Source organism: Burkholderia sp. BCC1977 (assembly GCF_905339595.1).
Classification (GTDB): Bacteria; Pseudomonadota; Gammaproteobacteria; order Burkholderiales; family Burkholderiaceae; genus Burkholderia.
The window spans coordinates 17,377-40,543 of the sequence record NZ_CAJPGQ010000032.1 but is presented as its reverse complement, the minus strand read 5'-3'; the positions used below and the strand labels follow the sequence as shown (position 1 = coordinate 40,543).

Sequence of the window (23,167 nt, the reverse complement as noted above, 5' to 3'; positions counted from 1 at the left end):
CCGGCCGACGGGCGGAATCAGCGCATGCCGGGCATCATGCCCTTCAGACCGCGCATCATCTTCTGCATGTTGCCGCCCTTCAGCTTCTTCATCATCGTACGCATCTGGTCGTACTGGTTCAGCATCCGGTTGACTTCCTGCACCGGCACGCCCGCGCCGGCTGCAATGCGGCGCTTGCGCGTCGCCTTGATGATCTCGGGTTTGGCGCGCTCGGCGGGCGTCATCGAGCTGATGATCCCTTCCATCCGGCGGATCGACTTCTCGGCCTGGCCCATGTCGGCGCCGGCCGCCGCCTGCTGGAATTGCGCGGGCAGCTTGTCCATCAGCGACGACAGGCCGCCCATGTTCTTCATCTGCGAGATCTGTGCGCGGAAATCGTTCAGGTCGAAGTCGCCGCCTTTCTTGACCTTGTCGGCGAGCTTCTGCGCGGCCTGCACGTCGACGCCGCGCTGGGCTTCCTCGACGAGCGCGAGGATGTCGCCCATGCCGAGGATCCGGTTCGCCATCCGGTCCGGGTGGAACACCTCGAGGCCGTCGAGCTTTTCGGCGACGCCGACGAACTTGATCGGCTTGCCCGTGATGTGGCGCACCGACAGCGCGGCACCGCCGCGCGAATCGCCGTCGAGCTTGGTCAGCACGACGCCGGTGAGCGGCAGCGCGTCGTTGAACGCCTTCGCGGTGTTGACCGCGTCCTGGCCGAGCATCGCGTCGACGACGAACAGCGTTTCGGCCGGCTTCAGCGTGCCGTGCAGCGCGGCGATTTCCTGCATCATCGCCTCGTCGATGCCGAGGCGGCCGGCCGTGTCGACGATCAGCACGTCATGGTAGTGGCGCTTCGCCCAGTCGACGGCCGCGAGTGCGATGTCGACGGGCTTTTGATCCGGCGTCGACGGGAAGAAATCGGCGCCGACCTGTTCGCTCACCGTTTTCAGCTGCATGATGGCGGCCGGGCGATACACGTCGCACGACACCGTCAGCACCTTCTTCTTGTACTTCTCGCGCAGCAGCTTCGCGAGCTTGCCGGCGGTCGTGGTCTTGCCGGCGCCCTGCAGGCCGGCCATCAGGATCACGGCGGGCGGCGTGACGGCGAGGTTCAGCTCGGCGGCCTTGCCTTCGTAGTCGCCGCCGATCACGGCGGTCAGTTCCTTCTGGACCACGCCGACGAGCGCCTGACCCGGCGACAGGCTGCTGATCACGTCCTCGCCGAGCGCCTTTTCCTTGACCTTGGCGATGAATTCGCGGACGACGGGCAGCGCGACGTCGGCCTCCAGCAGCGCGAGACGCACCTCGCGGAGCATCTCCTGGGTGTTCGCCTCGGTAAGCCGGGCCTCGCCGCGCAGCGTCTTGACGACGCGCGCCATCCGTTGAGTGAGATTGTCGAGCATGGGGAGCGATGGACAGTGGGGCCCGAAGGCGCAACGGAACCGAACAAAGGGAGCCGTCGCGGGAAGGGGGCCTAGTGTAAACTTCGAACATGGATATTGTACTGTATGCCCTCACCGCATTCCTGTACGGCGGCCTCGCCGTCGCAGGCTGGCGCACGCACCGCCAGGGTGCGACGCCGCTCGTCGCGAGCGTGCCGGCCGTGCCGGTTCCGGCGTCCGCCGCGTCGGGGATGAGCGGCACCGGCCGCGCGCTGCTGTTCGCGGCGCTCGTCGCGCACGGCGTGCTGCTGCACATGACGATCTTTCCGCACGACGCGATGATCTTCGGCTTCGCGTTCGCGCTGTCCGCGATGTTCTGGCTCGGCGCCGGCATCTACTGGATCGAGAGCTTCTTCTTCCCGCTCGACAGCCTGCGCCTGCTGGTGCTGCCGCTCGCGTGCGCCGCGTCGCTGCTGCCGCTCGTGTTCGGCGGCGTGCGGGTGCTGCCTTATGCCGCAGCGCCGCTGTTCAAGATGCACTTCCTGATCGCGAACATCGCGTACGGCCTGTTCGCGATCGCCGCGCTGCACGCGGTGCTGATGCTGATGGTCGAGCGGCGCCTGCAGTCGCTGAGGAGCGGCGGGCGCGACGGCTCGACCGGCTGGATCGCGAGCTGGCTCGAAACGCTGCCGCCGCTGCTCACGCTCGAGAAGCTGCTGTTCCGCCTGATCGGCGCCGGCTTCGTGCTGCTGACGCTGACGCTCGCGTCGGGGATCCTGTTCAGCGAGCAGGTCGATGCGCGCGCGCTGCGGCTCGATCACAAGACCGTGTTCGCGGTGCTGTCGTGGCTGATGTTCGGCGGCCTGCTGGTCGCCCACAAGACGTCGGGCTGGCGCGGGCGCGGCGCCGCGCGCTGGGTGCTCGTGTCGTTTGCCGCGCTGCTGCTCGCGTATGTCGGCAGCCGGTTCGTTTTCGAGGTGCTGCTGCACCGCTCCGTGGTTTGAACGCAGGTTTCCGATGCGACAGATTCTTCTCCTGATTCTTCTCTTCTTCGCGGGCTCGTGGCTCACGCGCAAGCTGCGCCAGGCCCAGGAGCACGCGCAGGCGCGCACTGGCCGCGGTGGCGGCTACGACGGCGCGCCCGGTTCCGGCGGCGCCGGTAGCGCACGCCCGAACGGCGACGCGCGCTCGCTGCCCGAACCGATGGTGCGCTGCGCCGAATGCGGCGTGCATACGCCGCAGGGCGACGCCGTCGCCGCGGGCGGCGAGTATTTCTGCAGCACCGAGCACGCGCAGCGCCACGGCGCCCGCGCGAGCGGCCACGACGCCCGATGAGCGACGCGGCGCTGTCGGTCGACGCGAACGGCTGGGTGCGCGAAGCGCGCCACGCGCCGTCGCCGAATGTCGAGGCGCGGCCCGCGGGTGCGGTGCCGACGCTCGTCGTCGTCCATAACATCAGCCTGCCGCCCGGCGAGTTCGGCGGCGACGCGATCGAGGCGCTGTTCCTGAATCGCCTCGATTGCGATGCGCATCCCTATTACCAGAGCCACCTGCGCGGCGTGCGCGTGTCCGCGCACTTCCTGATCCGCCGCGACGGCGAGCTCGTGCAGTTCGTGTCGTGCGACGAGCGCGCATGGCATGCGGGCGCGTCCGAGTTCTTCGGCCGGCCGCGCTGCAACGACTTCTCGATCGGCATCGAGCTCGAAGGCGCGGACGACGTGCCGTTCGACGCGGCGCAGTACGCGACGCTCGGCGTACTCGCACGCACGCTCGCCGCGCGCTACCCGATCGATGCGGTGGCCGGGCATTCCGACGTCGCGCCGGGCCGCAAGACCGACCCGGGTCCGCACTTCGATTGGCAACGCTTCGCAGGCGATGCCGGCTTTTCCGCCGAATACTTTCCTTTCCGTCAGCACTGAGCGCAGGGTTTTTGAGCCGGCGAAATTTTTTTTTCCGACCAATGCCTTGTCACGTCTGCGCCTGCGCGGGGCGGGGGTGATGTCAATACCTCCAGCGCAAATTATCCGTTTTGACCTCGTCCGAATGTCCACTATACTTGGTGCCAGTTGAGCGGTTCTGTACTAGATATAGTGTGTGTTGCAGGGGAAACCCGAGCGGCACCGGCCGGCGGGCAACGCCGGCGGCCAGGGTTCTCAGGGCGGCGCGCCAGGCCGGGCGGTCCGGGCGTCGCGATCAAGCGCAGCGAACTTCGACGGGGCAGGGTACACATGACGAAGCACACGACCGGATCGGTTGTCGCGCATCGACCGAACCGGCTTCCCCGACGCATCGCTCGCCTCTTACCGCTCGCGCACCCCATTGCGCAGCGTTCGTTTTAATCCGCGGTTCTCTCCGCACCATCCAACACCAGGAGCTTTGCACATGCAAACCACCGACAACGCGACGTCCCAGTACGAGAGCGCCTCGAGCCGTCCGCTCGGCGGGACCGAACAGGGCGCGCAGGCGCTCGCGCCGCAGGCCACGTTCGCCGACTACAAGGTGATCCGCCGCAACGGCAGCGTGGTGTCGTTCGAGCCTTCGAAGATCGCGATTGCGGTGACCAAGGCTTTCCTGGCCGTCAACGGCGGGCAGGGCGCGGCATCGGCACGCGTACGCGAACTCGTCGAGCAGCTGACGCACAACGTCGTGCGCGCGCTCGTGCGCAGCCGCCCGAACGGCGGTACGTTCCATATCGAAGACATCCAGGACCAGGTCGAACTCGCGCTGATGCGCGGCGGCGAGCACAACGTCGCGCGTGCGTACGTGCTGTATCGCGAGAAGCGCCACCTCGAGCGCCAGCACGCGGGCGAGGAAGCGGCGGCCGCGGGCGGCGAGTCGAGCACCGGCATCAACGTCGTCGACAACGGCGTCACGCGTCCGCTCGACCTGAACGCACTGCGCGCGCTGATCGTGTCGGCATGCGACGGTCTCGGCGCTGCGGTTAACCCTGACCCGATCGTCGCGGAAACGGTGAAGAACCTGTACGACGGCGTGCCGATGAGCCAGGTCTACGACTCGGCGATCCTCGCTGCGCGCACGATGATCGAAAAGGATCCGGCGTACAGCCAGGTCACGGCCCGCATCCTGCTGCACACGATCCGTCGCGAGATCCTCGGCGAGGAAGTGGTCCAGGCCGAGATGTCGGCCCGTTACGCGGAATACTTCCCGCAGTTCCTGAAGCGCGGCGTCGACGCCGGCCTGCTCGACGACAAGCTGCTGCAGTTCGACCTGAAGCGTCTCGGCGAAGCGCTCGACGCGAACCGCGACCTGCAGTTCGGCTACCTCGGCCTGCAGACGCTGTACGACCGCTACTTCCTGCACGTCGACGGCTCGCGCATCGAAATGCCGCAGGCATTCTTCATGCGCGTCGCGATGGGCCTGTCGCTGAACGAGATCGACCGCGAAACGCGCGCGATCGAGTTCTACAACGTGCTGTCGAGCTTCGACTTCATGAGCTCGACGCCGACGCTGTTCAACTCGGGCACGCACCGCTCGCAGCTGTCGTCGTGCTACCTGACGACGGTCGCGGACGACCTCGACGGCATCTACGAAGCGCTGAAGGAAAACGCGCTGCTGTCGAAGTTCGCCGGCGGTCTCGGCAACGACTGGACCCGCGTGCGCGCACTCGGCTCGCATATCAAGGGCACGAACGGCAAGTCGCAAGGCGTGGTCCCGTTCCTGAAGGTCGTCAACGACACGGCCGTCGCGGTCAACCAGGGCGGCAAGCGCAAGGGCGCGGTGTGCGCGTACCTGGAATCGTGGCACCTCGACATCGAGGAATTCCTCGAGCTGCGCAAGAACACCGGCGACGACCGCCGCCGTACGCACGACATGAACACGGCGAACTGGATTCCCGACCTGTTCATGAAGCGCGTGATGGAAGGCGCCGACTGGACGCTGTTCTCGCCGTCGACCTGCCCGGACCTGCACGACAAGTTCGGCGCGGAGTTCGAGGCGGCTTACACGGCTTACGAAGACAAGGTCGCGCGCGGCGAGATCAAGCTGTTCAAGAAGATCCCGGCGGCGCAGCTCTGGCGCAAGATGCTCGGCATGCTGTTCGAAACGGGCCACCCGTGGATCACGTTCAAGGATCCGTGCAACGTGCGCTCGCCGCAGCAGCACGTCGGCGTCGTCCACTCGTCGAACCTGTGCACGGAAATCACGCTGAACACGAGCGACACCGAGATCGCAGTGTGCAACCTGGGCTCGGTGAACCTCGTCGCCCACCTGGTGAAGCAGGCCGACGGCAGCTACGCGCTCGACCACGACAAGCTGAAGCGCACGATCAGCGTCGCGATGCGCATGCTCGACAACGTGATCGACATCAACTACTACGCGGTGCCGAAGGCGCGTAACTCGAACCTGAAGCACCGTCCGGTCGGCATGGGCATCATGGGCTTCCAGGACTGCCTGCACCTGCTGCGCACGCCGTACGCGTCGATCGAAGCGGTCGAGTTCGCCGATCGTTCGATGGAAGCGGTCTGCTACTACGCATACCACGCGTCGACCGAGCTGGCCGAGGAGCGCGGCCGCTACTCGAGCTACCGCGGTTCGCTGTGGGATCGCGGCATCCTCCCGCAGGACACGCTGAAGCTGCTGGCCGAAGCGCGCGGCGGCTACGTCGAGGTCGACACGTCCGAGTCGCTCGACTGGACGACGCTGCGTTCGCGGATCGCCACGCACGGCATGCGCAACTCGAACTGCGTCGCGATCGCGCCGACGGCGACGATCTCGAACATCATCGGCGTGTCGGCCTGCATCGAGCCGACCTTCCAGAACCTGTACGTGAAGTCGAACCTGTCGGGCGAATTCACGGTGGTGAACGAGTACCTCGTTCGCGACCTGAAGGAACGCGGCCTGTGGGACGAAGTGATGGTCGCCGACCTGAAGTACTTCGACGGCATGCTGTCGCGCATCGACCGCATCCCGGCCGACCTGCGCGCGATCTACGCGACCGCGTTCGAAGTCGACCCGACGTGGCTGGTCGAAGCGGCATCGCGTCGTCAGAAGTGGATCGACCAGGCGCAGTCGCTGAACATCTACATGGGCGGCGCGTCGGGCAAGAAGCTCGACGAGGTCTACAAGCTCGCCTGGCTGCGCGGTCTGAAGACGACCTACTACCTCCGCACGATGGCGGCGACGCACGTCGAGAAGTCGACGGTCGCACACGGCGCGCTGAACGCAGTGCCGACGAGCGGCGGCTCGAGCAGCGGCGGCGCGCAAGGCGCGGCGGGCGGCTTCGGTGCGGCAGGCGGCGATGCCTCGTCGGGTGCGGTCAACGCGGCACCGGCGCTGGCGCCGGTCGAAGCAGACGGTCCGGTGTGCACGATGCGTCCGGGCGATCCGGGCTTCGACGAGTGCGAAGCCTGCCAGTAACGCGGCGCGCATGACCTGAAGAAGGTTCGGGCGGCGCGCACGACAACCGATCGAGGTTGAAGTGTGCGCCGCTCTCTACTAAAAAAATGATAAGGAATCTGTAACGCGCTACTCGCGTTGCAGGCAGTGACAAGCGATCGAAACATCCCCGACGACGTCGCGTTTCGATCAGCGTTCGATGCGTCGGGCGCACCTCGCGAACCATGCTTGACTCACGTCGCGCTCTGCATGAACGACGATGCGTTGCTCAAAGTGTTGTATCGAGGTCGCAACGCGAATCGAAAAAGGGATTTTTCGTGAGCGAACCCTTTTATCGCTCAGGAAAAGATGGTACAAACCGTTCTAAATTGATGGTGAGAATTTATGCTCAACTGGGATGACGAGAAGACTGCCGTAACCCCCGCGAGCGGAGCGCAGCAAAACGCGTTGCGCACCTCCGCAGGGATGGCTGTCGGAATGCAGGCTGCAACGCCTGCCGCCCATCAGGTCCGCGACATTTTCGAAGGCGATCTTGCGGTGCCGCCGCAAGCATCGGCTGTTCCCGCTGGCGGTTCGGAAGCGCGGGTCAACGTCGCCGACAAGCGCATCATCAACGGCCAGACTGACGTCAATCAGCTGGTGCCGTTCAAGTACAAGTGGGCGTGGGAAAAGTATCTGGCGGGTTGCGCGAACCACTGGATGCCGCAGGAAATCAACATGTCCCGCGACATCGCACTGTGGAAGGACCCGAACGGCCTGACCGAGGACGAGCGCCGCATCGTCAAGCGCAACCTCGGCTTCTTCGTGACGGCCGATTCGCTCGCCGCGAACAACATCGTGCTCGGCACGTACCGCCACATCACGGCGCCCGAGTGCCGGCAGTTCCTGCTGCGCCAGGCGTTCGAAGAGGCGATCCACACGCACGCGTACCAATACATTGTCGAATCGCTCGGTCTCGACGAAGGCGAGATCTTCAACGCGTACCACGAGGTCACGTCGATCCGCGCGAAGGACGAATTCCTGATCCCGTTCATCCACACGCTGACGGATCCGGCCTTCAAGACCGGCACGCTCGAAGCGGATCAGAAGCTGCTGAAGTCGCTGATCGTGTTCGCCTGCATCATGGAAGGCCTGTTCTTCTATGTCGGCTTCACGCAGATCCTCGCGCTCGGCCGCCAGAACAAGATGACGGGTGCTGCAGAGCAATATCAGTACATCCTGCGCGACGAGTCGATGCACTGCAATTTCGGCATCGACCTGATCAACCAGATCAAGCTCGAGAATCCGCATCTCTGGACCGCGGAATTCCGCGCCGAGATCCGCGAGCTGTTCAAGCAGGCTGTCGAACTCGAATACCGCTACGCCGAGGACACGATGCCGCGCGGCGTGCTGGGTCTGAACGCGTCGATGTTCAAGAGCTATCTGCGCTTCATCAGCAACCGCCGTTGCCAGCAGATCGGCCTCGACCCGCTGTTCCCGAACGAGGAAAACCCGTTCCCGTGGATGAGCGAGATGATCGACCTGAAGAAGGAACGCAACTTCTTCGAGACGCGTGTGATCGAGTATCAGACGGGCGGCGCGCTGTCCTGGGAATAACCCGCAGCAGCGAACCCGTCGCATGATGGAGCAGCCGGCGGCCTCTCGGCCCCGGCCCAAGGTTTAGGAGCAAGAACGCCTGATGCAAAGCATGCCCGGTGCCTTAACGGCCCAACGACATGATCGGCACTTTGCGAACCCTTCAGTGGGATGGGCAAACTTCCCTCCGGAAAAAGCGGACGGCCGTGTGGCGGTCCGCTTGATCAAGCGATTAGGGGTGGCGGCGCGAGGTGCGCCGGCTACCGACTTGATTTGGCGCGCGAGGCCATGGGGTCACGCGCGCCATACCGTATTCATTAGCGTAAGCGCGTGGTATCCGCGTACGCCGATGAATAGCCCGCTTCGAAGCGCACGTCCTGAACAGCGTCCGCGGGAAGCGGGTTTTGACGAAGGGTGTAGTTTGAACTGACTCTCATCTGAACCTGAAGGAGAACAACATGGCTACTGCCAAGAAGAAACCGGCTGCTAAGAAGGTTGCTGCCAAGAAGACCGTTGCGAAGAAGGCTGCTGCGCCGGCGAAGAAGGCCGCTGCAGTGAAGAAGGTTGCTGCGAAGAAGGTCGCGGTGAAGAAGGTTGCCGCGAAGAAGGCAGCACCGGCGAAGAAGGCCGCTGCGAAGAAGGTCGCGGCAAAGAAGGTCGCAACGAAGAAGGTTGCAGCCAAGAAGGTCGCGGTGAAGAAGGTTGCCGCGAAGAAGGCAGCACCGGCGAAGAAGGCCGCTGCGAAGAAGGTTGCAGCGAAGAAAGTCGCAGTGAAGAAGGTTGCGGCGAAGAAGGCCGCACCGGCGAAGAAGGCTGCTGCGAAGAAGGCCGCACCGGCGAAGAAGGCTGCCGCCAAGAAGGCTGCGCCTGCGAAGAAGGCTGCGGCGAAGAAGGCTGCGCCCGCGAAGAAGGCTGCCCCTGCGAAGAAGGCTGCTGCTGCACCGAAGGCTGCTGCTGCTCCGAAGGCCGCCGCTGCACCGAAGGCCGCCGCTCCGGCGAAGAAGGCTGCTGCACCGAAGAAGGCTGCTGCTCCGAAGAAGGCCGTCGTGAAGAAGGCTGCACCGGCAACCACTGCGTCGACCGCATCGGTCGCGCCGGCATCGGGCGTGAAGACCGCGCTCAACCCGGCAGCGGCATGGCCGTTCCCGACCGGCAGCCGTCCGTAATCGCGGCTGACCCGTACCACCCGGACACTCACGTGGTGTCCGCGGGTTGAGTAGCGCTACTCAATCGATCCCGCCATCTGGCTCAGGTGGCGGGATTTTTTTCGTCCGCGTTCATCGATGTGCCGGCCGGTTGCCTGCCGGGCACGGACGAAAAAAAACGCATGTGCAGCTTCGCACATGCGTTCGACCGCGGCTTGCGCCGCGTGCTGAGGATGCTCGTTAGTGCGTGACGCGCGTGACACCGCCGCTCGACAGCAGTCGTACGCGTTCGCCGGCGCGGAACATTTCGCCGCTCGCCGCCTGCGTGATCGAGCGCAGGTCGCCGTTGTCGAGGCGCACGGTGATTTCGACACCGTTCGCCGTGCTGAGGTTTTCGCCGACCGCGTTGCCCGCGACCGCGCCGACGAGGCCGCCCGCGATGGCCGTCAGGATCGATCCCTTGCCGCCGCCGATCGCGCTGCCCGCAACGGCGCCGAGCGCACCGCCGCCGAGCGTGCCGATCGCGCTGCCGCCGCCGTCGGACTGGATGCGTACCGCGCGGACGCTTTCGACTGTGCCCATGCGGACGGTTTGCTCGCGCTGCGCCTGGCCGACGCTATAGACATCCGCCGAGCCCGGCGCCGTGAAGCAGCCGGCGAGCGTCAGCGTGGCCGTCAGCATGGCCGCCAGCGTGAGGGTTTTCTTGGTCAACATCTTTGCTCTCCCACAATATTCATTTGAGACTGTAACCGAAGGCAGCCTCGAAGCGCGCGTCGATCTCGGCGCGCGTCAGTGCGTAAGTCTGGGGCCCCTGGTGGGCAATCTTGATCGAGCCCATGAGGCTCGCGAGGCGGCCCGTGGTTGCCCAGTCGAGGCCATTCTCGATGCCGTACAGCAGGCCGCCCCGGAAGGCGTCGCCGCAGCCGGTCGGATCGACGACACGCTCGGCTTGCACGACCGGAATCTGTTCTTCGCCGTTTTTGTGAAGAATGGTGGCGCCGTGCTCGCCGCGCGTGATGATCAACGCCTGAACCCGGCTGGCGATTTCTTGTTCGGACCAGCCCGTCTTGTCGCTGACGAGCTTGCCCTCGTAGTCGTTGACCGCGACAAAGGTCGCGAGTTCAATGATGCGGCGCAGCGTCGCACCGTCGAACAGCGGCAGGCCCTGGCCCGGATCGAAGATGAACGGGATGCCGGCCTTCGCGAATTGCTCGGCGTGCTGGACCATCCCGTCGAAGCCGTCCGGCGCGACGATGCCGAGCTTCACGCCCGACACTTCGTCCGCGCGGTTCAGGTGGGACTGCATCATCGCGCCCGGGTGGAATGCGGTGATCTGGTTGTTTTCGAGATCGGTCGTGATCATCGCCTGCGCGGTGTGCGTTTCGGGCACCACGCGCACGCTGGCCCTGGACAGGCCGAGGCTGTCGAGACGCTCGAGATAGCGATCGGCGTCGTTCGCGCCGACCGTCGCCATGATGCGCGCGTCGCCGCCGAGCAGGTGCAGCGCATAAGCGATGTTCCCCGCGCAACCGCCGAATTCGCGACGCATCGTCGGCACGAGGAAGCTCACGTTCAGCAGGTGAACCTGGTCGGGCAGGATGTGCTCGCGAAACCGGCCTTCGAAGGTCATGATGTTGTCGTAGGCGAGCGAGCCGCAAATCAGCGTAGTCAAGGCGTGCGTTCCTGTAGAGAGCAAAGGGAAGCGGCCGCCCGGCAGGCACGCGCAGGCCGTCGGGCCTCGCGCGGCAGGGCCGGGCGGCAGCGGGTTACTTCAGTGCGGCGAGCGCTGCGTCGTAGTTCGGCTCGTCCTTGATCTCGCCGACGAGTTCCGCGTGGAGCACCTTGTCCTGCGCGTCGAGCACGACGACCGCGCGGGCCGTCAGGCCGTTCAGCGGGCCGCTCGTCACGTCGACGCCGTACGCGTCCGCGAATGCGCGGCCGCCGCGGAACGTCGAAGCCGTCACGACGTTCGCGAGGCCTTCGGTCGTGCAGAAGCGCGTGGCGGCGAACGGCAGGTCGCCGGATACGACCACCACGACCGTGTTGTCGAGCGACGATGCGGCTTCGTTGAACTTGCGGGTCGACGTCGCGCAGGTGGGCGTGTCGAGGCTCGGGACGATGTTCAGCACCTTGCGCTTGCCGGCGAAGCTGGCGAGCGACAGATCGGCGAGGTCCTTGCCGACCAGCGTGAAGTCGGGGGCTTGCGAGCCGACGGCCGGGAACGTGCCGGCGAGATCGATCGGGTTGCCACCCAGCGTAACTTTGCTCATGTTCGTGCTCCGAAATAGCGCGCCGCTGCGGCGCGCGGGTTGAGACGGCGCGCAGGCGCGCGCCGCGGGGCGTCACGGATAGAAGATCTGGACGCGGAAATTCGAGGCGGGCGCGCCGTTCGTGTCGAGACGGACGACCATCGTCTGCGTCGTGCCGGGCGGCAGCCCGGCGTCGATCGGCGTGCCCGGGCGCACGTAGTCGCGCGGCGCGAGCACGCGGCGCACGGTCACGTGATTCGTGTCGTTGAGCAGCGTCAGCTCGAGCGACGGGTAGGCGAGCGCGACGCGATAGCGGTTCGTCAGCGGCACCTTCAGTTCCAGCACGCGCGGGCCGTCGAGCTGGCGCAGGTCGGCTGCGTCGAGCCGCAGGCCGTCGATCGCGCGCGGCGGCGCGACCGTGCAGCCGAGCGGCGCGCACGCCTGCCGGAACCAGCCCTGCGTGACGGGCCAGTAGATCATCACGGTTTCGCGCTGCCACCACGCGAGTTGCGCGACGAGCAGGACCGCGAGTGCGGCGGCGACGAGCCCGCCGAAAAAGCCGCCGAGCATCCCGCGTCGCTGCGGCGCGCGCGTTTCGCGGGTCACGGCGAAGTGCGGGCGATCGTCGTCGGTCAGTGCGGCGGGGAAGGGGACGGCCGGTTGGACGGCCAGTTGGACGGCCGGTTCGCTGGCGGCTGCGGCCGGTGCGGCGGCGCGTTCGGCGTGAGTGTCGGGTTCGGGTTCGAGTTTCGGCTCGAGTTCGGCTTCGGCTTGTACCGGCCTGAACGCGAAGCGCGGTTCACGTGGCGCGTGCTCGTCGTCGGGCACGGCGAAGCGCGCGTTGCCGACCGGTTCGACGGGTGCTGCTGCGGCGTGTTCGGCCGATGGCGCGGGCGTGACGAAGCGCGGTTCGCGCGGATCGGGTTCGGTGAGCGGCGTGAGCGGTTCGTCGGTTTCGGGCGGCACCGCATCCGGTCCGGCCGATCGCGCGGCGACGGCGTGCAACTCGGCCGGCTGCGAGGCGATCGGCGCCGGCGTGCCGGACAGGTGAACCACACCGGCATCCGTGGCCGGCAGCGCGAGCGGCACCAGCGGCTCGGCGCGTATGGTCTGCACGTTGTGCTGCAGGGACGGGTCGACGCCGGCATCGAGCCACGGCGCCCACATGTCCCAGCCTTCCGGCTTGTAATCGGAACCGGACGCCGGCTCGACCGGTGCGTCGGTGGTGAAGAGCCGCGCGGGCGCGGCTTCGTGTTGCGGGTCGGCGGCGGCCGGCTCGGCCGGCGCCGCTTCGGTCAGTGCGGGTTCCGGCTGCTGCGCCGGATCGGGCACGAGCGACTGCGATGCGTTGAAGACCTGCTGGCAGTGTCCGCAGCGCACGAGCCCGTCATGCAGCGAGAGCTGTTCCTGCTGCAGCCGGAAGACGGTTTCGCAATGAGGGCAGCGCGTCGCAAGAAGCATGTCGAGCCGGGCGGCCTGCTGGCCAGAGTGAAGGACAGCGCTATTCTAATGGCTTTCCCGCCGGGTTCCGGCGAGGCATACCCAACCTTCGTGTTCGCGCCAGACCGAGATGTCGACGTAGCGCGCATAGACGGCCGCGACTTCGTCTGCCTGGCGCGCGAGCACGCCCGACAGCGCGATGCGCCCGCCCGGTTTCACCTTCGATGCGAGCATCGACGCCATCAGCTTCAGCGGGTTCGACAGGATGTTGGCGACGACGATGTCGAATTCGCCGGCCGGACACGCGTCGGGCAGCCCGTACGTGACTTCCGCATGGTTGCGTTCGCTGTTCTGCCGCGCCGATTCGACCGCCTGCGGATCAATATCGATGCCGACCACGGGGTTCGCCCCGCATTTCCGCGCGAGGATCGCGAGAATGCCCGAGCCGCAGCCGTAGTCGAGTACCGACTGGCCGGGCTTTACCGACTGTTCGAGCCATTCCATGCACAGGCGCGTGGTCGGGTGGCTGCCGGTGCCGAAGGCGAGACCGGGGTCGAGTTCGAGGATCAGCGCGTCGGGGTCGGGTGCGTCGTGCCACGACGGCACGACCCAGATCCGTTCGCCGATCGGAATCGGCTCGAATTGCGACTGCGTGAGCCGCACCCAGTCCTGTTCCTCGACTTCGCGCACGTCGAACTTCGGCGTCTCGGCGACACCGATTTCGTTCGTGGCCGCCGCGAGCAGCACGGCCGGGTCGTGATCGGGCGACAGCAGCGCGATCACGCGCGAGTGCTGCCACGCGGTGCGGTCGGGAACCAGGCCCGGCTCGCCGAAGAGCGGCTGTTCGTCGGGCGTGTCGGCGTCGGCGTCTTCGACGGACACCGACAGCGCGCCGAGGTCGAGCAGCGCGTCGGACAGCGCCTCCGCATGCTCACGGGCCAGTTCGACGACGAGTTCGCGGTAGCTCATGCTTACGCTTCTTCCGGTGCGACCTGCTGCTTCTGCGCGAGCCGGTTTTCGAGGTAGTGGATGCTGGTGCCGCCTTCGACGAACTTCGAGTCGATCATCAGCTCGCGGTGCAGCGGGATGTTGGTCTGGATGCCTTCGACGACCATTTCCGACAGCGCGATGCGCATCCGGCGGATCGCCTGGTCGCGCGTCGCGCCGTAGGTGATCAGCTTGCCGATCATCGAATCATAGTTCGGCGGCACGAAATAGCCATTGTACGCATGCGAGTCGACGCGCACGCCGGGGCCGCCCGGCGTATGCCACGACGTGATCCGGCCCGGCGACGGCGTGAACTTGAACGGATCTTCCGCGTTGATCCGGCATTCGATCGCATGTCCGCGGAACTGGATGTCGCGCTGGCGCAGCGTGATCTTCTCGCCGGCCGCGATGCGGATCTGTTCCTGCACGATGTCGACGCCCGTGATCATCTCCGACACCGGGTGCTCGACCTGCACGCGCGTGTTCATCTCGATGAAGTAGAACTCGTTGTTTTCGTACAGGAATTCGAACGTGCCCGCGCCGAGGTAGCCCATCTTCTTGCATGCGTCCGCGCAGCGGTCGCCGATGCGCTCGATCAGGCGGCGCGGAATGCCGGGCGCCGGCGCTTCCTCGATCACCTTCTGGTGACGGCGCTGCATCGAGCAGTCGCGCTCGCCGAGCCAGATCGCGTTCTTGTGCGCGTCCGACAGCACCTGGATTTCGATGTGGCGCGGGTTCTCGAGGAACTTCTCCATGTACACCTGCGGGTTGCCGAACGCACGGCCGGCTTCCTCGCGGGTCATGTTGACCGCGTTGACGAGCGCGGCCTCGGTGTGCACGACGCGCATCCCGCGTCCGCCGCCGCCGCCCGCTGCCTTGATGATGACCGGATAGCCGATCGCGCGCGCAATCTTCACGATCTCCTTCGGATCTTCCGGCAACGCGCCTTCCGAACCCGGCACGCACGGCACGCCGGTCTTGATCATGGTCTGCTTCGCGGTGACCTTGTCGCCCATCAGGCGGATCGTTTCCGGACGCGGGCCGATGAACGTGAAGCCCGACTGTTCGACGCGCTCCGCGAAGTCGGCGTTCTCCGACAGGAAGCCGTAGCCGGGGTGGATCGCCTCGGCATCGGTGACTTCCGCGGCGCTGATCAGCGCCGGCATGTTCAGGTAGCTCAGGTTCGACGGAGCCGGGCCGATACAGACGGCCTCGTCCGCGAGGCGCACGTACTTGGCTTCCTTGTCGGCTTCCGAGTAGACGACCACCGTCTTGACGCCGAGCTCGCGGCACGCACGCTGGATGCGCAGCGCGATTTCACCGCGGTTGGCAATGAGGATTTTTTCAAACATAGCGAGTATTCGTCTCTTCGAGGGGCGCGCGAACGGCGCCTGGCGAGCATCGGCGGCGCGCGGCCGGATGGGCCGCGCGGCGGACTTAGCCGATCACGAAAAGCGGCTGGCCGTATTCGACGGCCTGGCCGTTCTCGACGAGGATTTCCTTGATCACGCCGGCCTTGTCCGACTCGATCTCGTTGAGCAGCTTCATCGCTTCGATGATGCAGATGGTCTGGCCTTCCTTGACCGTGTCACCGACCTGGGTGAACGGGTCCGCGCCCGGCGACGGTGCGCGGTAGAACGTGCCGACCATCGGCGACGTCACGACGTGGCCTTGCGGGACCGCCGGTGCGGCGCCGCCTGCTGCCGGCGCGGCAGCGCCTTCGGTCGGCAGCGCGACCGACGGGATCGGCGCGCTGACTTGCGGGGCAAACCCAGCCGTCGGCTGCACGTAGACCGGCGGCGCGTTCTTGACGATACGCACCTTGCCTTCGCCTTCCGTCACTTCCAGCTCGGAGATGCCGGATTCGGAGACGAGGTCGATCAGAGTTTTCAGCTTACGAAGATCCATCGGGAATTCCCCTTTCAATACGTGAAAGCGCCGGTGGGACCGGCGCTGAATCTAGATCGCGAAATCAGCCGCGCGACGCGCCTTGCAGCTTGTCCAGCGCGTACTCGAGCGCGTACAGATAACCTTTCCAGCCGAGCCCGCAGATCACGCCTTCGGCCTGGTCGGAAAAGTAGGAGTGATGCCTGAACGCTTCGCGGCGGTGCACGTTCGACAGATGAACCTCGACGAACGGGATGCCAACGCCGGCGATCGCGTCCCGGATCGCGACGCTCGTGTGCGTATACGCGGCGGGATTGATCAGGATGAAATCGGTCTGTTCCTCCCGCGCGGCCTGGATGCGGTCGACGAGCGCGCCTTCATGGTTGCTCTGGAACGACGACAGTTCGGCGCCGGCTTCCTGAGCCCGCGCGGCAAGCGCCTGATCGATCTGCGCGAGCGTGACGCGGCCGTACACCTCCGGTTCCCGGGTGCCGAGAAGGTTCAGGTTGGGGCCGTGCAGCACCAGCAATCGTGTCATGGTCGCTTCTATTTCTGCGGAATTGCGCGAACTTTAGCGCTATTTAGAGAAATTTGTCTAGTTTTGCCGAACGGCCAGGCGCATCGGACCTGCAAGAATTACCGGCGCGGCGGCAAAGTATCGGCGAATTCACGTGAAATTGCGGCGATCGACGCACAAATCGCCGCCAACGTGCGGGCCGTTGTTCAGGGCGATCACAACGCGTCCAGGGTCTTTTTCAGCTCGGCCGGTTGGATTTGTCCTAATTTTGTCTCGCGAATCTTGCCGGTTTCGTCGATGACGACCGTAAACGGCAGCGCGCCGGCGGTATTTCCGAAATTACGGGCCAGATCGGCGCCCGCATAACCGCTGACGAAAACCGGATAGTCGACCTTCACCTTCTGCAGAAAGTTCTTCACGTTCTGCTCGGAATCGACGCCGATCCCGATGAAGCGGATGCCTTTCTGCTTGTATTGATGCGACAGCGCGACGAGCTCCGGCATCTCCTCGACGCACGGGCCGCACCACGACGCCCAGAAATTGACCACGACCTTCTGGCCCTTGAAGGAAGCGAGCGACGCCGGCTTGCCGTCGACGCCGGTCAGCGACGCGGCCCACAGCTGGTCGACCGGGGTGCCCTGCGCGGCGGGCGCGGCGACGGCGACGCCGTCGTCGGCGCTGCCGCCGCGGAACCAGTGGCCGGCGGCGAGCCCGCCGGCGACGGCGGCGGCCGCGACCACCGCGAGTGCCAACATGCGTTTCATCATCATCGTTGAATCATTCCGGTTCGGAAGGGGCGTTGCTGGCTTCGAGGAGCGCACGCAATGCGGCGGCGTCCGCGCGGGCGACCCGGCCGCGCGCGTCGGCCTTGACCGCGCCGCGCAGGTCGTCGCTCGCGTAGAGCGCGACGTGAATGCCGGTTGCGTCCACGTCGCGCCGCGGGCGCCACAGGAAGCTGAGCGTCTCGACGTCCGCGCGACCGGCGAAATGCCGCGTCTCGGACACGTCGTACTGAACGTTCTGGTTCAGCAGGTAGATCGCGACGTCCTTCGGGTTGTCGGTGAATATCTGCAAATGGATGTCCGAATGCGCGTTCGCGGTGCCGTTCAGCACCGCGCCCGTCACATACGGATTGAACTCGGCGAGCCGGCGCATCCAGTCGAGCGCGATCTCACGCAGGCGGCGCAGTTCGTCCGGCTGCGTGTCGCTCTGGAACAGCGCGAGGTACTCGCGCAGTTCTTCCTCGATCAGGTCGTTATCCGGCAGCCATTCGCCGGCAACGCGCGTATCGCCGAACAGCTGGCGCGCGGCCTTGCGTTTCGCGCTGGCGTAATCGAGGCCGTCCTCCGCGATCAGGCGGGCGGCGGACTGGGCGATTTCCTCGCGGGCGCGCCGCGGGTCGACAAGGGGTTTGCGAGACATGATCCGGCAATCATACTCGATCGCCGCCACGGTCGAACGCGGTGCGGCTGCGTGCTGCCCGCGGCGCCGTGCGGCGTCCCGATCCATCGTTCGGGCCGCCGGGCACGGCGGGCCGTCAGTTACAATGACGGTCTTTGTGTCGCGGCGAAAGTCGTTGGCCGGGCGGCCTGTCCGGCGTGCCGCAGACCATCTTTCCGAATCGACGGCGCCCGGCGGCGCGAAAGCATTCATCTATGCACATCCACATTCTTGGCATCTGCGGCACCTTCATGGGCGGTCTCGCCGTGCTCGCGCGCGAGGCGGGCCACACGGTGACGGGTTGCGACGCGGGCGTCTATCCGCCGATGAGCACGCAGCTCGAGGCGCAGGGCATCACGCTGATCGAGGGCTACGGCGCCGAGCAGATCGACCTGAAGCCCGACCTGTTCGTGATCGGCAACGTCGTCACGCGCGGCAACCCGCTGATGGAGGCGATCCTCGACCGCGGCCTGCCTTATGTATCGGGCCCGCAATGGCTCGGCGAGCACGTGCTCGCCGGCAAGTGGGTGCTGGCGGTCGCTGGCACGCACGGCAAGACGACCACGTCGTCGATGCTCGCATGGCTGCTGGAAGATGCCGGCCTGAACCCCGGCTTCCTGATCGGCGGCGTGCCGCTGAACTTCGGCGTGTCGGCGCGGCTGACCGATTCGAGCTTCTTCGTGATCGAGGCCGACGAATACGACACGGCGTTCTTCGACAAGCGCTCGAAGTTCGTCCACTACCGGCCGCGCACCGCGGTGCTCAACAATCTCGAATTCGATCACGCCGACATCTTCCCGGATCTCGCCGCGATCGAAACGCAATTCCATCATCTCGTGCGCACCGTGCCGGGCGTCGGCCGGATCGTGACCAACGGCCGCTCGGATGCGCTGGAGCGCGTGCTCGCGCGCGGCTGCTGGAGCGAGGTCGAGCGCTTCGGCGTCGACGGCGGCTGGCAGGCGCTGCCGGCCGAGGACGGCGTGCCGGTCGACGAGCGGTTCGCGGTGTATTCGCAGGCCGAGCGTGTCGGTGAAGTCGCGTGGCAGGTGCAGGGCGACCACAACCGGATGAACGCGCTCGCGGCGATCGCCGCCGCCCGCCACGTCGGCGTGCCGCCCGCGCAGGCCGCCGAATCCCTCGCATCGTTCCGCAACGTGAAGCGCCGCATGGAAGTGCGCGGCAGCGTGGACGGCGTAACCGTCTACGACGACTTCGCGCACCATCCGACCGCGATCGAAACCACGATCGCCGGCCTTCGTGCGCGCATCGGCCGCCAAAACTCCCGCATTCTCGCCGTGCTCGAGCCGCGTTCGAACACGATGAAGCTCGGCGTGATGAAGGCGCAACTGCCGGCCAGCCTCGCCGACGCCGATCTGGTGTTCGGTTACGGCGCGCCGACCGGGCGCGACGCGCTCGGCTGGAACCTCGGCGACGCGCTCGCGCCGCTCGGCGACAAGGCCCGCGCGTTCGACGATCTCCATCTGCTGGTGAAGTCGGTCGTCGGGGCCGCGCGCCCGGGCGACCACGTGCTCGTGATGAGCAACGGCGGGTTCGGCGGCGTGCACCAGAAGCTGCTCGACGCGCTCGGGAGCCGCGCGTGATCCTGTACCTGCACGGGTTCCGGTCGTCGCCGGAGTCGCAGAAGTCGCGGCTGCTCGCCGCGCGCATGGCCGAACTCGGCCGCATGCGCGAGTGGCGCTGCCCGTCGCTGTCGGTGTCGCCGCTCGAGGCGATCGCCGTCGCGGAAGCCGAGGTGGCCGGTGCGCGCGACGTAACGGTGATCGGCAGCTCGCTCGGCGGTTACTACGCGACCTGGCTCGCCGAAAAGCACGGCTGGAAGGCGGTGCTGCTGAATCCGGCGATCGTGCCGCAGCGCGATCTCGAACAGCATCTGGGCGAACAGCCGCTGTGGCACGGCGGCGGGTCGATCGTCGTCGAACGCCATCACCTGCACGAGCTCGATGCGCTGCGCGTGCCGGCGATTTCGCGGCCCGAACGCTACTATCTGTTCGCGGCGACGGGCGACGAAGTGCTGGACTACCGCGAGATGCTCGCCCACTACCCGGGCGCGAAAACGCGCGTGATCGAAGGCAGCGATCACGGAATCAGCGAATTTGCCGACTATGTCGACGACGTTCTCGCCTTTTGCGACGACCGAACGTCATGAACCCGGCGTCATGCCGATCGAATTCCCATCATCATGCGGCGCCGCCGATGCGGCGCCCGGCAGTCTGAACGAGAGTACTGAGTGAACGTTTTCTTCGAGGAATCGGGCAGTTTCAAGGCGGGCAGCGTGCTGTCGCGCCAGGGCGACGCGTTTCAGGTCGAGTTGCCCGGCGGGCGGCGGGCGAAGGTGCGCGCAAAAGACGTGCTGATCGAATTCGAGAAGCCGGCCGCGAGCGAGCTGATGCAGGAAGCCGATACGGCCGCGCAGCAGATCGACCTGGATTTCCTGTGGGAGTGCGCGCCGGCCGACGAATTCGCGTATACGGCGCTGGCCGCGGAATACTTCGGCGCGAGCTACGGCGCGGTCGAGCGCGCGGCGCTGGTGCTGCGGCTGCACGGCTCGCCCGTCTACTTCCGCCGCAAGGGGCGCGGCCAGTACCAGCGCGCGCCGGAAGAGCAGCTCAAGATGGCGCTGGCGTCGCTCGAGCGCAAGCGCCAGCAGGCGCTCGTCCAGGCGCAGTATGAAGAGGAACTGAAGGCCGGCAAGCTGCCGGAAGCGTTCGCGGGCAAGGTGCTCGGGCTGCTGACGCGGCCGGACAAGAACGCGATCGAATACAAGGCGATGGAAGCGGCGGCCGGCGCGCGCGGCGTGTCGCCGGCGCGGCTGATGCTCGACTGCGGCGGCATCGCGTCGCCGCGTGCGCTGCACGAGGCGCGTTTTCTCGCGGAATTCTTCCCGCACGGCACGGGCTTCCCGGCCGTCACGGTCGGCCCGCTGCCGGACGACCTGCCGCGCGCGGACGTCCAGGCGTTCTCGATCGACGACATCACGACGACCGAAATCGACGACGCGTTCTCGGTCGAGCACCTGTCCGACGGTCGCGTGCGGATCGGCGTGCACATCGCGGCGCCGGCGCTCGGCATCGTGCGCGGCGACGCGGTCGATGCGATCGCGCGTGCGCGCCTGTCGACCGTCTACATGCCGGGCGACAAGATCACGATGCTGCCGGACGACGTCGTCGACGTGTTCACGCTGAAGGAAGGCGATTACCGTCCGGCGCTGTCGCTGTACATCATCGTCAACCGCGAGACGCAGGACATCGTCGCGAACGAGACGCGCGCCGAACTCGTGTTCGTGAAGAACAACCTGCGTCACAACACGCTCGACGAGCTCGTCAATGAAGAGACGCTCGCGGCCGGCACCGGCGACTACCCGCACAAGGACGACATCGCCGTGCTGTGGCCGCTCGCGCAGGCGCTGTTCGAGAAGCGCCAGGTCGCGCGCGCGGGCTACGGCCTGAAGCGCGAAGTGCAGCGCAACACCGACTACAACTTCTACGTCGAAGGCGAGCAGGTGACGATCACGCCGCGTCGCCGCGGGTCGCCGCTCGATCTCATCGTGTCCGAGCTCGCGATCCTCGCGAACTCGACGTGGGGCGCGTTCCTGCACGATCACACGGTGCCGGGCATCTATCGCTCGCAGCGCGGCTTCGGCGCGCCGGGCCCGAAGCGCACGCGGATGCAGACGACGGCCGCGCCGCACGAAGGCCTCGGCGTCGCGCAGTACGCGTGGAGCACGTCGCCGCTGCGCCGCTACGTCGACCTCGTGAACCAGTGGCAACTGCTCGCGTGCGTGCAGCACGGCGTCACCGCGAAGCTTGCCGCGCCGTTCAAGCCGAAGGACGCCGACCTGTACGCGGTCGTGCAGGGCTTCGACGACACCTATACCGCGTACGCCGACTACCAGCGCCGGATGGAGTACTTCTGGTGCCTGCGCTGGCTCGCGCAGGAGCAGAAGAAGCAGGTCGTCGCGAGCGTCGTGAAGGGCGATCTCGTGCGCCTCGAGGAAATCCCGCTGCTGCTGCACGTGCCGGGGCTCGGCGTGCATGCGCGCGGTACGCGCGTGCTGCTCGACGTGATGTCGCTCGACGAGCTGACGATCGAGGCGTCGGTGCGACTCCTGAACGTGCTCGACGCGCCGACCGTGACGAGCGGCGAGGCGGCCGACGACGAAGACGAGACCGAAGGCGGCGACGACACGCTGGTCGATGCGGAAGACGCGTCGGCGGAAACCGAGGCCGAGGCACTCGCCGAAGCGGACGGCGCGGCGGTCGAAGGCGGCGAGGCCGCGAACGGCAACGGCCAGGACAGCGAAGAGGGGCGCGCATCATGAACGCAGCCGCGTCGACGAGCGGCGCCGACCGCTACGTGGTGTTCGGCAATCCGGTGGCGCACAGCAAGTCGCCGTTCATCCACGCGCAGTTCGCCGCGCAGACGGGCGAGGCGATCGTCTACGCGCACCGGCTCGCGCCGGTCGACGGCTTCGAGGCCGCCGTGCGCGCGTTCATCGCCGAAGGCGGACGCGGTGCGAACGTGACGGTGCCGTTCAAGCTCGACGCGCATGCGCTCGCCGACACGCTGTCGCCGCGCGCGGCCGCGGCGGGCGCGGTGAACACGCTGCGCATCGACGCCGACGGCCGCCTCTACGGCGACAACACCGACGGCGTCGGCCTCGTGCGCGACATCGAATTGAATCTCGGCGTGTCGCTCGCGGGCGCGCGCATCCTGCTGCTCGGCGCGGGCGGCGCGGCGCGCGGCGTCGTGCTGCCGATGCTCGAGCGCGCGCCGCTGTCGATCACGATCGTGAACCGCACCGCGAGCAAGGCCGAGGCGCTCGTCGGCCAGTTCACGCAGGCCGCGCACGACGCGGGCTGCGTGCTGTCGGGCGGCGGCCCGGACTGCGTGCGTGCCGAACCGTACGACGTGATCGTCAACGCGACGGCCGGCAGCCTCGATGCGGCGCTGCCGGCGTGCGACGCGGCCGCGTTCGGCGCGGGCACGCTCGCGTACGACATGATGTACGGCGCGCAGCCGACGGTGTTCATGCAGCATGCGGCGTCGCTCGGCGCGCGCACGGCCGACGGGCTCGGGATGCTGGTCGAGCAGGCGGCCGAATCGTTCTTCATCTGGCGCGGCGTGCGGCCGGACGGCGCACCGGTGCTGGCCGCGCTGCGCCAGGCGCTCGCGGCGGCCTGACCGGAG

At 66.8% G+C, this 23,167-nt stretch carries 22 protein-coding genes; 11 read left to right on the top strand and 11 right to left on the bottom strand.

Translation table 11 applies throughout. The features are described 5' to 3' along the window. Positions 1–17: 17 nt before the first annotated feature. The gene (gene ffh, locus U5771_RS24030; RefSeq protein WP_322026265.1) at positions 18–1,385 is read right to left on the bottom strand and encodes a signal recognition particle protein; all 1,368 of its coding nucleotides are present in this window, start codon (positions 1,383–1,385) and stop codon (positions 18–20) included. A gap of 89 nt (positions 1,386–1,474) precedes the next feature. Here ffh and U5771_RS24025 point away from each other — a divergent pair, with 89 nt between their 5' ends. From U5771_RS24025 to U5771_RS23995, 7 genes are all read left to right on the top strand, one after another. Further along, the gene (locus U5771_RS24025; RefSeq protein ID WP_322026264.1) at positions 1,475–2,368 is read left to right on the top strand and encodes an inner membrane protein YpjD; all 894 of its coding nucleotides are present in this window, start codon (positions 1,475–1,477) and stop codon (positions 2,366–2,368) included. 13 nt (positions 2,369–2,381) lie between these two features. After that, positions 2,382–2,699, top strand: a complete 318-nt coding sequence (locus U5771_RS24020; protein ID WP_322026263.1) for a PP0621 family protein — start codon at positions 2,382–2,384, stop codon at positions 2,697–2,699. Beyond that, positions 2,696–3,283 carry a 1,6-anhydro-N-acetylmuramyl-L-alanine amidase AmpD gene (ampD, locus tag U5771_RS24015; protein WP_322026262.1) on the top strand — a complete coding sequence of 196 codons (588 nt, stop codon included), beginning with the start codon at positions 2,696–2,698 and terminating at the stop codon, positions 3,281–3,283. The genes U5771_RS24020 and ampD overlap by 4 nt, the downstream gene beginning before the upstream one ends. Before the next feature lie 463 nt (positions 3,284–3,746). After that, positions 3,747–6,740, top strand: a complete 2,994-nt coding sequence (locus tag U5771_RS24010) for a ribonucleoside-diphosphate reductase subunit alpha (protein ID WP_322026261.1) — start codon at positions 3,747–3,749, stop codon at positions 6,738–6,740. Between the two features lie 363 nt (positions 6,741–7,103). After that, complete coding sequence (locus U5771_RS24005) at positions 7,104–8,315, top strand: ribonucleotide-diphosphate reductase subunit beta (protein WP_044844206.1); 1,212 nt, start codon at positions 7,104–7,106, stop codon at positions 8,313–8,315. Positions 8,316–8,397: 82 nt separating this feature from the next. Further along, positions 8,398–8,724, top strand: coding sequence for a hypothetical protein (locus tag U5771_RS24000; RefSeq protein ID WP_082088468.1), 327 nt, complete (start codon positions 8,398–8,400; stop codon positions 8,722–8,724). Between the two features lie 28 nt (positions 8,725–8,752). Further along, positions 8,753–9,460 carry a histone H1-like DNA-binding protein gene (locus U5771_RS23995; protein WP_044844205.1) on the top strand — a complete coding sequence of 236 codons (708 nt, stop codon included), beginning with the start codon at positions 8,753–8,755 and terminating at the stop codon, positions 9,458–9,460. Between the two features lie 219 nt (positions 9,461–9,679). Here U5771_RS23995 and U5771_RS23990 read toward each other — a convergent pair whose 3' ends face one another. The 10 genes from U5771_RS23990 to U5771_RS23945 all read right to left on the bottom strand — a co-directional run bounded on the left by U5771_RS23990 (position 9,680) and on the right by U5771_RS23945 (position 17,941). After that, on the bottom strand, positions 9,680–10,153 hold the full coding sequence (locus U5771_RS23990; RefSeq protein ID WP_059465339.1) for a glycine zipper 2TM domain-containing protein: 474 nt from the start codon (positions 10,151–10,153) through the stop codon (positions 9,680–9,682). Between the two features lie 19 nt (positions 10,154–10,172). Next, entirely contained in the window at positions 10,173–11,111 is a 939-nt protein-coding gene (locus tag U5771_RS23985) for a carbohydrate kinase family protein (protein WP_322026260.1), read from the bottom strand. A 94-nt stretch (positions 11,112–11,205) separates the two neighbouring features. Then, positions 11,206–11,709 (bottom strand): thiol peroxidase, encoded by a 504-nt coding sequence (tpx, locus tag U5771_RS23980; RefSeq protein WP_322026259.1) that lies wholly within the window; start codon positions 11,707–11,709, stop codon positions 11,206–11,208. A 72-nt stretch (positions 11,710–11,781) separates the two neighbouring features. Continuing rightward, on the bottom strand, positions 11,782–13,149 hold the full coding sequence (locus tag U5771_RS23975; RefSeq protein ID WP_322026258.1) for a DUF3426 domain-containing protein: 1,368 nt from the start codon (positions 13,147–13,149) through the stop codon (positions 11,782–11,784). A 45-nt stretch (positions 13,150–13,194) separates the two neighbouring features. Continuing rightward, the gene (prmA, locus tag U5771_RS23970; RefSeq protein WP_322026257.1) at positions 13,195–14,097 is read right to left on the bottom strand and encodes a 50S ribosomal protein L11 methyltransferase; all 903 of its coding nucleotides are present in this window, start codon (positions 14,095–14,097) and stop codon (positions 13,195–13,197) included. 2 nt (positions 14,098–14,099) lie between these two features. After that, entirely contained in the window at positions 14,100–15,467 is a 1,368-nt protein-coding gene (gene accC, locus U5771_RS23965) for an acetyl-CoA carboxylase biotin carboxylase subunit (RefSeq protein ID WP_322026256.1), read from the bottom strand. A gap of 85 nt (positions 15,468–15,552) precedes the next feature. Further along, the gene (accB, locus tag U5771_RS23960) at positions 15,553–16,023 is read right to left on the bottom strand and encodes an acetyl-CoA carboxylase biotin carboxyl carrier protein (protein WP_322026255.1); all 471 of its coding nucleotides are present in this window, start codon (positions 16,021–16,023) and stop codon (positions 15,553–15,555) included. Positions 16,024–16,087: 64 nt separating this feature from the next. Continuing rightward, a complete protein-coding gene (gene aroQ / locus U5771_RS23955; protein ID WP_040143361.1) occupies positions 16,088–16,540 on the bottom strand; it encodes a type II 3-dehydroquinate dehydratase in 453 nt (150 codons plus the stop codon). Between the two features lie 194 nt (positions 16,541–16,734). Continuing rightward, positions 16,735–17,289, bottom strand: coding sequence for a TlpA disulfide reductase family protein (locus U5771_RS23950; RefSeq protein ID WP_322026254.1), 555 nt, complete (start codon positions 17,287–17,289; stop codon positions 16,735–16,737). A 7-nt stretch (positions 17,290–17,296) separates the two neighbouring features. After that, a complete protein-coding gene (locus U5771_RS23945) occupies positions 17,297–17,941 on the bottom strand; it encodes a UDP-N-acetylmuramate--alanine ligase (RefSeq protein ID WP_322026253.1) in 645 nt (214 codons plus the stop codon). A 233-nt stretch (positions 17,942–18,174) separates the two neighbouring features. Between U5771_RS23945 and mpl the strand changes: the two genes are divergently transcribed. The 4 genes from mpl (at position 18,175) to aroE (ending at position 23,161) form a co-directional block, all read left to right on the top strand. Next, positions 18,175–19,560 (top strand): UDP-N-acetylmuramate:L-alanyl-gamma-D-glutamyl-meso-diaminopimelate ligase, encoded by a 1,386-nt coding sequence (gene mpl, locus U5771_RS23940; protein ID WP_322026252.1) that lies wholly within the window; start codon positions 18,175–18,177, stop codon positions 19,558–19,560. Next, positions 19,557–20,126, top strand: a complete 570-nt coding sequence (locus U5771_RS23935; RefSeq protein ID WP_322026251.1) for a YqiA/YcfP family alpha/beta fold hydrolase — start codon at positions 19,557–19,559, stop codon at positions 20,124–20,126. Before mpl ends, U5771_RS23935 begins: the two co-directional genes overlap by 4 nt. Before the next feature lie 81 nt (positions 20,127–20,207). Further along, positions 20,208–22,298 (top strand): RNB domain-containing ribonuclease, encoded by a 2,091-nt coding sequence (locus U5771_RS23930; protein WP_322026250.1) that lies wholly within the window; start codon positions 20,208–20,210, stop codon positions 22,296–22,298. After that, a complete protein-coding gene (gene aroE, locus U5771_RS23925; protein WP_322026249.1) occupies positions 22,295–23,161 on the top strand; it encodes a shikimate dehydrogenase in 867 nt (288 codons plus the stop codon). Before U5771_RS23930 ends, aroE begins: the two co-directional genes overlap by 4 nt. Positions 23,162–23,167: the final 6 nt, after the last annotated feature.

Excerpts from the sequence above, each read along its gene's own strand:
- ffh (WP_322026265.1), bottom strand. The coding sequence starts at position 1,385 with ATGCTCGACAATCTCACTCAACGGATGGCGCGCGTCGTCAAGACGCTG.
- U5771_RS23995 (WP_044844205.1), top strand. The coding sequence starts at position 8,753 with ATGGCTACTGCCAAGAAGAAACCGGCTGCTAAGAAGGTTGCTGCCAAG.
- tpx (WP_322026259.1), bottom strand. The coding sequence starts at position 11,709 with ATGAGCAAAGTTACGCTGGGTGGCAACCCGATCGATCTCGCCGGCACG.
- U5771_RS24005 (WP_044844206.1), top strand. The coding sequence starts at position 7,104 with ATGCTCAACTGGGATGACGAGAAGACTGCCGTAACCCCCGCGAGCGGA.
- aroE (WP_322026249.1), top strand. The coding sequence starts at position 22,295 with ATGAACGCAGCCGCGTCGACGAGCGGCGCCGACCGCTACGTGGTGTTC.
- U5771_RS24020 (WP_322026263.1), top strand. The coding sequence starts at position 2,382 with ATGCGACAGATTCTTCTCCTGATTCTTCTCTTCTTCGCGGGCTCGTGG.
- U5771_RS24025 (WP_322026264.1), top strand. The coding sequence starts at position 1,475 with ATGGATATTGTACTGTATGCCCTCACCGCATTCCTGTACGGCGGCCTC.
- U5771_RS23990 (WP_059465339.1), bottom strand. The coding sequence starts at position 10,153 with ATGTTGACCAAGAAAACCCTCACGCTGGCGGCCATGCTGACGGCCACG.
- U5771_RS24010 (WP_322026261.1), top strand. The coding sequence starts at position 3,747 with ATGCAAACCACCGACAACGCGACGTCCCAGTACGAGAGCGCCTCGAGC.
- U5771_RS24000 (WP_082088468.1), top strand. The coding sequence starts at position 8,398 with ATGCAAAGCATGCCCGGTGCCTTAACGGCCCAACGACATGATCGGCAC.
- mpl (WP_322026252.1), top strand. The coding sequence starts at position 18,175 with ATGCACATCCACATTCTTGGCATCTGCGGCACCTTCATGGGCGGTCTC.
- aroQ (WP_040143361.1), bottom strand. The coding sequence starts at position 16,540 with ATGACACGATTGCTGGTGCTGCACGGCCCCAACCTGAACCTTCTCGGC.
- U5771_RS23975 (WP_322026258.1), bottom strand. The coding sequence starts at position 13,149 with ATGCTTCTTGCGACGCGCTGCCCTCATTGCGAAACCGTCTTCCGGCTG.
- accC (WP_322026256.1), bottom strand. The coding sequence starts at position 15,467 with ATGTTTGAAAAAATCCTCATTGCCAACCGCGGTGAAATCGCGCTGCGC.
- ampD (WP_322026262.1), top strand. The coding sequence starts at position 2,696 with ATGAGCGACGCGGCGCTGTCGGTCGACGCGAACGGCTGGGTGCGCGAA.
- U5771_RS23945 (WP_322026253.1), bottom strand. The coding sequence starts at position 17,941 with ATGTCTCGCAAACCCCTTGTCGACCCGCGGCGCGCCCGCGAGGAAATC.
- prmA (WP_322026257.1), bottom strand. The coding sequence starts at position 14,097 with ATGAGCTACCGCGAACTCGTCGTCGAACTGGCCCGTGAGCATGCGGAG.
- U5771_RS23950 (WP_322026254.1), bottom strand. The coding sequence starts at position 17,289 with ATGATGATGAAACGCATGTTGGCACTCGCGGTGGTCGCGGCCGCCGCC.
- accB (WP_322026255.1), bottom strand. The coding sequence starts at position 16,023 with ATGGATCTTCGTAAGCTGAAAACTCTGATCGACCTCGTCTCCGAATCC.